Source organism: Parundibacterium terreum (genome assembly GCF_014636315.1).
GTDB classification, from domain to species: Bacteria; Pseudomonadota; Gammaproteobacteria; order Burkholderiales; family Burkholderiaceae_D; genus Undibacterium; species Undibacterium terreum.
Genome location: NZ_BMED01000004.1, coordinates 429,420 through 441,971 on the forward strand (window position 1 = coordinate 429,420; position 12,552 = coordinate 441,971).

The 12,552-nt window shown below is 54.8% G+C and carries 8 protein-coding genes; 7 read left to right on the forward strand and 1 reads right to left on the reverse strand.

From position 1 onward, the window contains the following. Window positions 1-10: 10 nt before the first annotated feature. A complete protein-coding gene (locus tag IEW12_RS20355; RefSeq protein ID WP_229751249.1) occupies window positions 11-1,624 on the reverse strand; it encodes a methyl-accepting chemotaxis protein in 1,614 nt (537 codons plus the stop codon). Window positions 1,625-1,921: 297 nt separating this feature from the next. Here IEW12_RS20355 and IEW12_RS20360 point away from each other — a divergent pair, with 297 nt between their 5' ends. The 7 genes from IEW12_RS20360 to IEW12_RS20390 all read left to right on the forward strand — a co-directional run bounded on the left by IEW12_RS20360 (window position 1,922) and on the right by IEW12_RS20390 (window position 12,519). After that, complete coding sequence (locus tag IEW12_RS20360) at window positions 1,922-2,641, forward strand: transposase (protein ID WP_188567928.1); 720 nt, start codon at window positions 1,922-1,924, stop codon at window positions 2,639-2,641. Between the two features lie 372 nt (window positions 2,642-3,013). After that, window positions 3,014-7,702 carry a glutamate synthase-related protein gene (locus IEW12_RS20365; protein ID WP_188567929.1) on the forward strand — a complete coding sequence of 1,563 codons (4,689 nt, stop codon included), beginning with the start codon at window positions 3,014-3,016 and terminating at the stop codon, window positions 7,700-7,702. Between the two features lie 123 nt (window positions 7,703-7,825). Beyond that, a complete protein-coding gene (locus IEW12_RS20370) occupies window positions 7,826-9,289 on the forward strand; it encodes a glutamate synthase subunit beta (protein ID WP_188567930.1) in 1,464 nt (487 codons plus the stop codon). Window positions 9,290-9,584: 295 nt separating this feature from the next. Further along, window positions 9,585-10,397, forward strand: a complete 813-nt coding sequence (locus IEW12_RS20375) for an ABC transporter ATP-binding protein (protein WP_188567931.1) — start codon at window positions 9,585-9,587, stop codon at window positions 10,395-10,397. Then, on the forward strand, window positions 10,394-11,161 hold the full coding sequence (gene mlaE, locus IEW12_RS20380; protein ID WP_188567932.1) for a lipid asymmetry maintenance ABC transporter permease subunit MlaE: 768 nt from the start codon (window positions 10,394-10,396) through the stop codon (window positions 11,159-11,161). The genes IEW12_RS20375 and mlaE overlap by 4 nt, the downstream gene beginning before the upstream one ends. 138 nt (window positions 11,162-11,299) lie before the next feature. Further along, on the forward strand, window positions 11,300-11,773 hold the full coding sequence (gene mlaD / locus IEW12_RS20385; protein WP_188567933.1) for an outer membrane lipid asymmetry maintenance protein MlaD: 474 nt from the start codon (window positions 11,300-11,302) through the stop codon (window positions 11,771-11,773). After that, window positions 11,770-12,519 (forward strand): MlaA family lipoprotein, encoded by a 750-nt coding sequence (locus IEW12_RS20390; RefSeq protein WP_188567934.1) that lies wholly within the window; start codon window positions 11,770-11,772, stop codon window positions 12,517-12,519. Before mlaD ends, IEW12_RS20390 begins: the two co-directional genes overlap by 4 nt. Window positions 12,520-12,552: the final 33 nt, after the last annotated feature.

Consider the following 12,552-nt stretch of genomic DNA (forward strand, 5'->3'; position numbering starts at 1 on the left):
ACCACTCCGGCTAGGCCAGTCGCCTGAGTTTCATGTCCGCCACAGCAGGCCTGGCTACCGGTCTTGGGTTAGCGGCAGACGTAGCGGTTTGAACTTCGTTGATCCTGAACTGGCTGACTACATCGGACAATCGATCGGATTGTTCGCGCATGCTCTCCGCCGCTGCTGCAGCCTGCTCTACCAGCGCGGCATTCTGCTGCGTCATTTCATCCATCTGCGTGATTGCCAGATTCACCTGTTCGATGCCCGAACTTTGTTCCTGGCTGGCAGCCGTGATCTCGCTCATGATGTCAGCTACATGTTGCACGCTGTTGACGATCTCACCCATGGTCTTACCGGCTTCATCCACCAGCTTGCTGCCCTGGTCCACCTTGTCGACCGAATCGCCGATCAGCATCTTGATTTCTTTGGCGGCACCGGCACTGCGTTGCGCCAGGTTGCGCACTTCGGACGCAACTACGGCGAAGCCGCGGCCCTGCTCGCCGGCACGCGCCGCTTCTACCGCCGCATTCAGCGCCAGGATATTGGTCTGGAAGGCGATGCCGTCGATGACGCCAATGATGTCGACAATCTTGCGCGAACTTTCCTTGATCGAGCCCATGGTATCGACAACCTGGCCGACCACGGCACCGCCCTTGACGGCGACGCTGCTGGCGGACACCACCAGTTGGTTCGCCTGGCGCGCATTGTCGGCATTCTGTTTCACGGTGCTGGTCAGCTCTTCCATCGAACTGGCGGTTTCTTCCAGCGAGCTGGCTTGCGACTCGGTACGGGATGACAGATCGGCATTGCCGGAGGCAATTTCTTGCGATGCGACCGTGATGGTTTCCGTGCCGTTGCGGACCTCGCCTATGATGGCCGACAATTTTTGCTGCATCATTTTCATATTCGCCAGCAGGCTGTTCCGGTCACCTGTCCGCAGGTCTATATGATTGGTGAAGTTGCCGGATGAAATGCTCTGCGCAATATCAACCGCATAGTCGGGCTCGCCGCCCAGCATGCCCATCACATTGCGCGACAGCCAGAAGGCGATCGCCGCGCTGGCAACAACAGACAGGCCGCCTAGCAGGATGCTCGTAATCAGCATTTTTTGCGTGAAACCGATAACGTTGGCCTTGATTGACGCGACCTCGGCATTCTTGGCCTTGGACAGGTCCAGTAGTATGGTTCGCATCTCCCTCCAGATAGGAGTTTCATCACGATTCAGGGTCTGGATTGCTGCTGCCTGATCGCTCTTAGCCAGATTGACGATGGCGGCTTGGGCGGCATTCTGTTTTTCACGCATTTGCGCGATGTCTTGCAGTTTTTGCAGCGTAGCCGGCTGGGTTTGCGCCAGTAACGAAGCGCGCTTTTGCGCGGCGTCAAATTCACTGGCGCCGGCCTCCAAATTCTTGTTGCCTTGCAGGTTGGCCGGGTTCAAAACCACATTGCGCAGCGCCTGTCCCATTTGCAGGCCTTGCGCATACATGTCGTTGATGGCCTGCAGTTGCGCCTGGTCCTGGTCCAGGAAATTCTCAAACTGGCTTTTGGCACTTTGCATGCCTGCCAGCGCGCCGACGATGGCGATGGTAAAAAAGACACACACGACAGCCATGCACGCAGCGATTTTTGCTCGTAATTTCACTTTCTTCATCCCCGTTTTGTTATTTGCTGGCCCGCATGGCAGACCATGTATTTTTATAAAGCTGCGGGAAAAGTATAGGGTCTTTTTGCTGCGCTGAGACAAGATTTCATTAAATCAAGTAAACGCTAGGAACGATGGTGGCAAGAGTGAGACATTTGATGCCTGTTGCAATAGCCGGCATGCTTGCCGTTTAGTTTGGGCTTACGGCATATGCTGGTATTCAATCGAAATAAATTGGGGTCAGAGTGATGGGGTTTTGCTTTACAATGGTGGATTAGCTTCTTTTAACGGTCATGTATGGCACGGCTTTCGCGTCTGGTTATTGCAAATCAACAGCATCACATCATGCAATGGGGAAATAACCATCAGGTCTTATTCCATGATGCGGAAGACTACTCTTGTTTCCTGTCCTGGCTGACGGACGCCGCCAAACAGTTCAAGGTGGCGATACATGCCTATGCATTGCTGCCGGAATGCCTGCATTTACTCGCAACTCCCAGTGATGCAGAGGGCCTGAGCCGCATGATGCAGTGGTTGGGAAGGCACTATGTCCCTTATTTTAATCGCAGATACCAAAGGAGCGGAACCCTGTGGCAAGGCCGCTACAAGGCGACCGTGATTGACCCAGACGGCTATTTCCTCACATGCAGCAGCTATATAGAACTTAGCCCGGTAGCGGCGGGTCTCGCGCGTGAGCCTTCCGAATATGCGTGGACCAGTTATCTGCACCATATAGGCGCCCGGCATGATGCAGTGATCACCGATCACTCCCAATATTGGGGTATGGGGAATACGCCTTTCCAGCGTGAGGCTGCCTACAAGCAACTAGTGGAGCAGGGAATTTCTCGTAAAGACAGCGATGCCTTGCTGAATGCGGTTGAAAAGGGATGGTTGCTGGGCTCTCCTGAATTCCGGGCTGCAATGGAAAAGCAGACTGAGCGCAGGGTAGTGCCAGGCAAGCGCGGCCGTCCGCGCCTGCAAAAAACCGACTCCGCAGGCGCTGGCCCCGAGGCCTAAGCCTGTGCCGGGTCGGCTGGCCGTCTATTGTTGTGGTTGTGACTAGGGGAGCATTCCCCTAGGCTCCGGCATGATTCGCCATCATCCTCCCTCATTTGCTCTTTATGGTAGATTTTTCCCTTGCCTAATGAATGTTGCCTGTTCGGCCAGCGATTGGCACATTAGTTGCTGACGGCATAGTTGTGCAAACTTTTATTTTGATGAATTGATTGTCAGACTAATAAAAATTATTTCAATTTACTATGTCCCCAATTAAAATAAATTGAATTTCGTGGTTATTTAATTTAACTCCGACCCTAATTGTTCTTGTTGAATAATATTTTGCACTGCACTATTCTTCGTAATAACCTTATTTCTGAGTGGAGAATTTGTATGCACGCGCAAGGCCTGTACGACCCAGCCAACGAACACGACGCCTGCGGTGTAGGCTTTGTGGCCCATATCAAGGGCAAGAAATCCCATGCCATCATCGAACAAGGTTTGCTGATACTGAAAAACCTGGATCACCGGGGTGCCGTTGGTGCCGACAAGTTGATGGGTGATGGCGCCGGCGTGCTGATACAGATCCCGGATCAGTACTATCGCGAAGAAATGGGCAAGCAGGGCATAGACTTGCCGCCGCCGGGCGAATATGGCGTGGGCATGATTTTCTTGCCGAAAGAGCATGCGTCCCGCCTCGCCTGCGAGCAGGAAATTGAACGCGCGGTCCGTGCCGAGGGCCAGGTCGTGCTGGGTTGGCGCGATGTGCCGGTAGATTGCGATATGCCTATGTCGCCTACCGTGCGCAGCAAGGAGCCGGTAATTCGCCAGATCTTCATCGGCCGTGGCGCCGATATCATGGTGACCGACGCGCTCGAGCGCAAACTGTATGTGATCCGCAAATCGGCTGTGCATGCGATTGAAGCGCTGAAGCTGATACACGGCAAGGAATACTTCGTACCGTCAATGTCGGCACGTACCATAGTCTACAAGGGCTTGCTGCTGGCAGACCAGGTTGGCGTGTATTACAAGGATCTGCAGGATCCGCGCTGTGTATCGGCGCTGGCGCTGGTGCATCAGCGTTTTTCCACCAACACCTTCCCTGAATGGCCGCTGGCCCACCCTTACCGCATGATTGCGCACAATGGCGAGATCAATACGGTCAAGGGTAACTTCAACTGGATGCGCGCGCGCGAGGGCGTAATGAAGTCCGCGGTATTGGGTGAAGACCTGCAAAAACTGTATCCGCTGATTTTTGAAGGCCAGTCCGATACCGCCAGCTTCGACAATGCACTGGAGCTGCTGGTGATGGCCGGCTATCCGATTGCGCAGGCGATGATGATGATGATCCCGGAAGCCTGGGAAAATCATACGATGATGGATGAAAACCGCCGCGCCTTCTACGAATACCACGCTGCGATGATGGAGCCCTGGGATGGCCCGGCAGCGATGGCCTTTACCGACGGCCGCCAGATCGGCGGTACGCTGGACAGGAACGGCCTGCGCCCAGCGCGCTACATCATCACCGACGACGACCTGGTGGTCATGGCATCGGAATCGGGCGTGCTGCCTATTCCTGAATCCAAGATCATCAAGAAATGGCGCCTGCAGCCAGGCAAGATGTTCCTGATCGACCTGGACGCCGGACGCATCATCGATGACAAGGAAATCAAGGACACCTACGCCAACGCGAAGCCTTACAAGCAGTGGATCAAGTCGGTCCGCATCAAGCTGAATGAATTGAAAGCCGGCCAGGAAGTGGCCGCCAGCGAAGTATCGCTGCTGGATCGCCAGCAGGCTTTCGGCTATACCCAGGAAGACCTGAAATTCCTGATGGCACCGATGGCTATCGGCGGCGAAGAGGCCATCGGCTCGATGGGCAATGATTCCACGCTGGCCGTGATGTCCAACAAGTTGAAGCCGCTGTATAACTACTTCAAGCAGTTGTTTGCGCAGGTCACCAATCCGCCTATCGATCCTATCCGTGAAGCGCTGGTCATGTCGCTGGTTTCCTTCATCGGACCCAAGCCCAACCTGCTGGATACCAACAACATCAACCCGCCAATGCGTTTGGAAGTCGCGCAGCCGGTGCTGGATTTTGCCGACATTGCGAAACTGCGCAATATCAGTGCCAATACCGGCGGTAAGTTCAAATCCTATGAACTGGATATCTGCTACCCGGTAGCCTGGGGCAAGGACGGTATCGAGGCACGCCTGGCGTCCATCTGCGCCGAGGTGGTGGATGCAGTCAAATCCGGTCACAACATCATCATCATTTCCGACCGCAAGCTGGATGCAGCCAACGTCGCTATTCCAGCGCTGCTGGCTACCTCCACCGTGCATCAGCACCTGGTTACCAAGGGCATGCGCACTTCCGCCGGCCTGGTAGTGGAAACCGGCTCTGCGCGCGAAACGCATCACTTCGCGCTGCTGGGCGGATATGGTGCAGAGGCGGTCCATCCTTACCTGGCCATGCAAACCTTGCAGGATATGGCCAAGGATTTGAGCGGCGAACTGTCGCCTGAAAAAGCTATCTATAACTACACCAAGGCTATAGGCAAGGGCTTGATGAAGGTCATGTCCAAGATGGGTATCTCCACCTACATGTCCTATTGCGGTGCGCAGATCTTTGAAGCGGTAGGCTTGAATAAGTCGCTGGTCGATAAATATTTCAAGGGCACTGCGTCCAATGTGGAAGGCATAGGCGTGTTTGAAGTCGCGGAAGAAGCCTTGCGCCTGCACAAGCTGGCCTTCGGCAATGATCCCGTGCTGGAAAATGCGCTGGATGCCGGTGGCGAATACGCATTCCGCATCCGCGGCGAAGACCATATGTGGACGCCGGATGCGATCGCCAAGCTGCAGCACTCCACCAAGGCGAACAACTACAACTCGTATAAAGAGTATGCGCAGATCATCAATGACCAGTCGCGCCGCCATATGACCTTGCGCGGCCTGTTCGAGTTCAAGATCGATCCTGCGAAGGCGATCCCTCTGGACCAGGTGGAGCCTGCAAAAGAAATCGTGAAGCGCTTCGCTACCGGCGCGATGTCGCTGGGCTCCATCAGTACTGAGGCACATGCAACGCTGGCGATAGCGATGAACCGCATAGGCGGCAAGTCCAATACCGGCGAGGGCGGCGAAGATCCTGCGCGCTACCAGCAAGAGCTGAAAGGCATACCGATCAAGCAAGGCCAAACTTTGGCTTCGATGATCGGCAAGGAAAACATAGAAGTCGACATGCCCTTGCAGGATGGCGATTCCCTGCGTTCACGGATCAAGCAGGTAGCGTCCGGCCGTTTCGGCGTAACCACCGAATACCTGACCTCGGCAGATCAGATACAGATCAAGATGGCGCAAGGCGCTAAGCCAGGTGAAGGCGGCCAGTTGCCCGGTCATAAAGTGTCGGAATACATTGCCAAGCTGCGCTTCTCGGTGCCGGGCGTGGGCCTGATCTCGCCGCCGCCGCATCATGACATCTATTCGATTGAGGATCTGGCGCAGTTGATCCACGATCTGAAGAATGCCAATCCGCAGGCATCGATTTCGGTCAAACTGGTGTCTGAAGTCGGTGTCGGCACGATCGCTGCCGGTGTCTCGAAGGCCAAGTCCGATCACATCGTTATCGCCGGCCATGACGGCGGCACCGGTGCGTCGCCATTGTCTTCTGTCAAGCATGCAGGTACGCCGTGGGAGCTGGGCTTGTCCGAAACCCAGCAGACGCTGGTGTTGAACGGCCTGCGCGGCCGCGTGCGGGTACAGGCAGACGGCCAGATGAAGACCGGCCGCGACGTCGCGATTGCCGCTATCCTGGGTGCGGATGAAATCGGTTTTGCCACGGCGCCGCTGGTAGTGGAAGGCTGCATCATGATGCGAAAATGCCATCTGAATACCTGTCCGGTCGGCGTCGCAACGCAAGATCCGGTTTTGCGCGCGAAGTTCTCGGGCAAGCCTGAATATGTAGTCAACTACTTCTTCTTCGTTGCGGAAGAGTTGCGTCAGATCATGGCGCAACTGGGCATCCGCAGCTATGACGATCTGATCGGTCGCGTCGATTTGCTGGACAAGTCGAAAGCGATCTCGCACTGGAAAGCCAAGGGTCTTGATTTCAGCCGCATCTTCCATCAGCCTGAAGTCGCCGCGGATGCGCCTATCAGGCACGTGGAAGCGCAAGAGCATGGGCTGGAAAAAGCTCTTGATAACAAGCTGATTTCTCAAGCCAAAATCGCACTGACGACAGGCGAAAAGGTTTCATTCATCTCGCCTATCAAGAACTTGAACCGTACCGTCGGCACCATGCTGTCTGGTGAAGTGGCGAAGAAATACGGCCACGCCGGTTTGCCTGATGACACGATACACATACAGTTGCAAGGCACGGCGGGCCAGTCCGCAGGCGCCTTCCTGGCGCACGGCGTGACGCTGGACCTGGTGGGCGAAGGTAATGACTATGTGGGCAAGGGTTTGTCCGGCGGACGCATCATCATCCGCCCGAACACCGAGTTCCGTGGCTGGGCAGTGGACAACATCATTTGCGGCAATACCGTGCTGTACGGCGCGATATCCGGCGAAGCCTTCATCAATGGCGTGGCCGGTGAGCGTTTTGCGGTGCGTAACTCCGGTGCTGTTGCCGTGGTAGAGGGTACCGGCGATCACGGCTGTGAATACATGACGGGCGGTACCGTGGTGGTGCTGGGTGACACTGGGCGCAATTTCGCCGCCGGCATGTCGGGTGGCATCGCCTATGTGTATGACCCGAATGGCGAGTTTGAAGAAAAATGCAATATGTCCATGGTCAGCCTGGAGCAGGTGCTGGCCGGTGATGTGCAGGCCGCGACGATAGACAAATCCATCTGGCACAGCCGCCTGCGCGGTGGCGACGGCGAGACGGACGAAGCGATCCTGCGCAGCCTGATCGAGCGCCACTTCAAGCATACAGGCAGCACCCGCGCCCGCAATTTGCTGGATGACTGGGCGCGCGGCAGAGCCAAGTTTGTGAAGGTGTTCCCGACCGAATACAAACGCGCCCTGGCTGAAATGTATGCTGCAAAGCAGGCATCTGCCGCCAAGGAAAAAGTCGCTGCATAGCGTGGGTTCGCGCGCAGTGCGGCGATCGCTCCGCCACACTGCAGCAGCGTAGCGCGCTCACTGCATAGTTGACATCACAGGATTGGGCTAGGCCCACATGAGACAGAATAGATAGAGGGAAACATGGGTAAAGTAACCGGCTTCATGGAATATCAGCGCTTGCAGGAAGCGAGCGAAGCGCCACAACTGCGCAAGAAGCATTACAAGGAATTTCTGCTGCACCTGGACGACGCGCAAGCGAAGATACAGGGCGCCCGCTGCATGGATTGCGGCATCCCGTTTTGCAACAACGGCTGCCCTGTGAATAACATCATTCCGGACTGGAATGACTTGGTATATACCGGCAATTACCAGCTCGCACTGGATACCCTGCATTCCACCAATAATTTCCCGGAATTTACCGGCCGCATTTGCCCTGCGCCTTGCGAGTCGGCTTGCACGCTGGGCATCAATGATGATCCTGTCGGCATCAAATCGATAGAGCATTTCATCATCGACAAGGGCTGGGAGAACGGCTGGGTCAAACCACAGCCTGCCTTGATCAAGACCGGCAAGAAAGTTGCTGTGGTCGGTTCCGGGCCTGCTGGCCTGGCTGCCGCGCAGCAATTGGCGCGTGTCGGCCACGATGTCACCGTATTTGAAAAGAATGATCGTGCCGGCGGCCTGCTGCGCTACGGTATTCCTGATTTCAAGATGGAAAAGTCGCATATCGACCGCCGCATCGAGCAGATGGAAGCCGAGGGCGTGGTATTTCGCACCAGCGTCCTGGTCGGCAAGGATTTTCCTGAAAACGTGACCAACTGGTCCAAGGAAACCATCTCGCCGGAACAGCTGCAAAAAGATTTCGATGCGGTCATCATTGCCGGCGGTGCAGAGCAGCCGCGCGATTTGCCGGTTCCCGGCCGTGAATTGAAGGGCGTGCATTTTGCGATGGACTTCCTGCCATTGCAAAACAAGGTCAATGCCGGCGACAAGGTCAAGGATCAATTGCTGGCCACGGGCAAGAACGTGATCGTGATTGGCGGCGGCGATACCGGTTCTGATTGCGTGGGCACATCGAATCGCCACGGCGCTAAATCCGTGGCACAGTTTGAATTGCTGCCGCAACCGCCTGAGCAGGAAAACAAACCCATGGTCTGGCCCTACTGGCCAACCAAGCTGCGTACTTCTTCTTCGCATGAGGAGGGGTGTGACCGTGACTGGGCGGTGGCCACCAAGCGCCTGGAAGGAAAAAACGGTAAAGTCGACAAACTGATTGCCGTTCGCGTGGAGTGGAAGGACGGCAAAATGCAGGAAGTGCCGAATTCCGAATTCGAAATGAAGGCCGATCTGGTGTTGCTGGCGATGGGTTTTGTATCTCCAGTGCAACAAGTTCTGGATGCTTTTGGTGTCGATAAAGATGCGCGTGGCAATGCCAAGGCGACGACCGATGGTGCTGGTTGCTATAAGACTAATGTTGATAAAGTCTATGCAGCCGGAGATATGCGCCGCGGCCAGTCCTTGGTAGTATGGGCGATACGCGAAGGTCGCCAGTGTGCGCGGGAAGTGGATGCTGCACTGATGGGTGACTCGGTTTTACCCCGTTAATGTACTCCTGATGAATTGAATAGGGCTCTTCAGGAGCCCTTTACATAACTTTGCATGATGTAATTTAGCCTCATAAAAATGCTTGCTGACTCAAGATTCATTAACTTTTAGTTTGTGAGGCAGCGATATTTGAAATAAATCCAGACGAAATCGGTCTTTTTGCAGTGGAATATTCTGTCCCGTCAATCTTTTCCCAAAGAATGACGGGATTGTTGTTTTTATAATATTATGCCTAATGCAAACTTTGAAACCGGTTCTGCATTACAATCTCACTTTTCCCATTTTTGATCGCAACGTGCCCAATCTCGTCGAAATCCGCAACCTACACTTTGGCTATGGCGATCGTGCGATTTTATCCGGTCTGGAGATGGACTTCCCTCGCGGTAAAGTCATCGCAGTCATGGGGGGCTCAGGCTCGGGGAAAACGACTATTTTGCGCCTGATCGGCGGCCAGATTACGCCTCAGCAGGGGCAGATATCGGTCGATGGTCAGATTGTGCATACGCTGTCGACTGACGGTCTGTATGCCTTGCGCCGTAAGATGGGCATGCTGTTCCAGCACGGCGCTTTGTTTACCGATTTGAGTGTGTTCGAGAATGTGGCATTCCCATTGCGCGAACACACCGATCTGTCGGAAGACATGTTGCGCGATCTGGTGCTTTTGAAGTTGAATGCTGTCGGTTTGCGCAATGCAGCTGGGCTGAAACCGTCCGAGATTTCCGGCGGCATGGCGCGGCGTGTTGCGCTGGCTCGCGCGATAGCGCTGGACCCGCAATTAATCATGTATGACGAACCGTTTGCCGGGCTGGATCCTATATCGATGGGCGTAACAGCGAACTTGATCAGGAAGTTGAATGATGCGCTGGGCTCTACTTCCATCCTGGTATCGCACGATGTAAATGAGTCCTTTATGATTGCCGACTATGTATACTTCCTGTCGCAAGGCAAGATCGTTGCGCAAGGCACGCCTAAGCAGATGCAAGAGTCTGACGACCCGTATGTGAAGCAGTTTGTGCATGCAGAAGCGGATGGTCCCGTGCCTTTCCATTACCCTGGAAAATCCCTGGCGGATGACCTTGGTATCGGCAAGACGGGAGCGCCGCGATGATTAGCCGTCTGGGACAATGGGTGCGTGAGCTGGGCTCGGATCTGGGGTATGCGACGCGGACTTTTTTTGCGATATTGCTGAGTTCACTCGGCTTATGGCGGCGCCCGCGTCTGGTAACGGACCAGATCCATTTCATCGGTAATTATTCACTGGTGATTATTGCGATATCGGGCTTGTTTGTCGGATTCGTGCTGGGTTATCAGGGCTATTACACACTGAACAAATACGGTTCCGAACAGGCCCTGGGTTTGCTGGTGGCCCTGTCGCTGGTGCGTGAGCTGGGGCCCGTCGTGACGGCATTGCTGTTCGCAGGCCGCGCAGGAACTTCGCTGACTGCGGAAATCGGCTTGATGAAGGCTGGCGAGCAATTGGCGGCGATGGAGATGATGGCCGTTAATCCACTGCAACGTGTGATTGCTCCACGTTTTCTGGCAGGCATTATTGCAATGCCGATACTGACCGCCATATTCAACGCGATGGGCGTGATGGGGGGCTATCTGGTCGGCGTTCAACTGATAGGCGTGGATGAAGGCTCGTTCTGGTCGCAGATGCAGGGCGGCGTGGATGTCTGGATGGACATTGGGAACGGCGTCATCAAAAGCATCGTTTTCGGTTTTGCTGTAACGTTTATTGCGCTGTTCCAGGGTTATGAAGCCAGCCCGACACCGGAAGGCGTCTCGCGCGCAACCACGCGCACGGTCGTTATTTCATCTTTGCTGGTATTGTGGCTGGATTTCCTGCTGACGGCCTGGATGTTCAAATAAGCGTTAATGAGTACAAGAGCCGGATTTAAAGTCGAGTTTAGAGTCTGACTTACGGCACAGAAGGCACAGAATTAAAACATGCAGACGCTCCTGGTTGGATAGTACGGAGTGTTGTGAAGATGGATTGAGAGGTGGGTTATGCAAAAAAAATCACTGGATTTCTGGGTAGGGCTGTTCGTACTGTTAGGTGCGGCGGCTTTGCTCTTCCTGGCGTTAAAGGCCGGGAACATGAGCTCGCTTTCGACAGAAAAGACCTATGATGTGACCGGTAGCTTTGACAATATCGGTGGCCTGAAGCCGCGCGCTGCAGTAAAAAGCGCCGGTGTAGTGGTCGGGCGCGTCAGTTCCATCAAGTTTGACGACAAGAAATTTCAAGCGTCGGTCACATTGGAGTTGGAGCAGCGCTATCAATTTCCGAAAGATAGTTCAGCAAAAATCCTGACGTCAGGACTGCTGGGCGAGCAATACATAGGTCTGGAGGCTGGCGGCGATACCGTCAACCTGAAGGCGGGCGATAAAATAACCATGACTCAGTCTGCCATAGTGCTGGAGAACCTGATCAGTCAGTTCCTGTTCAGCAAGGCGACCGAGGGTAAGGACGATAAAAAATGAAACTACAAAACTCCAGCGCAGCACTCATCATTGCTGCCTCCCTGCTGTTGAGCGCTTGCGCCACGACCGCACCTTCCAGCGGCCAAGCCGGAACTGGCGCTGACAGCACGGCTGTCAGCACTGCAAGCACAGCGCGCAATCCGCGCGATCCGTTTGAAGGCTTCAACCGCGCGATGTTCAGTTTTAACGACACGCTGGACCGCGTTGCGCTGAAACCTGCCGCCAAGGCTTATCAGACTGTGCTGCCTTCGTTTGTGCAGACCGGTATAGGCAATTTTTTCAGTAATATCGGCGACGTATGGAATGCCGCTAATAATTTTTTGCAAGGCAAGGGTACTGAAGGTATGAATGACGTATTCCGTTTCGGCGTGAATACCGTATTCGGCCTGGGTGGCGTGCTGGATATTGCGACCGAAGCAGGCATGCCGAAGCATCAGGAAGATTTTGGCCAGACGCTGGGAACTTGGGGCGTGAAATCCGGTCCTTATGTCGTATTGCCTTTGTTCGGTTCGTCCACCTTGCGCGATACGCTGGCAACGCCTATCGATATCTATGGCGATCCATGGGCTTACGTCTATCCTGTCAATGTACGCAATACCGGCACGGTTTTGCGCCTGGTTGACAAGCGTGCATCGGTACTGGATGCAGGTAACCTGATCGAGGAAGCGTCTTTGGATAAATATGTATTTTTCCGTGATGCCTATCTTCAGCGCCGCGCCAGCCAGATCAATAAAGAAGACGATTGATGCTTGCCCGGCTCTCGCGTGGGGCCTGGATTG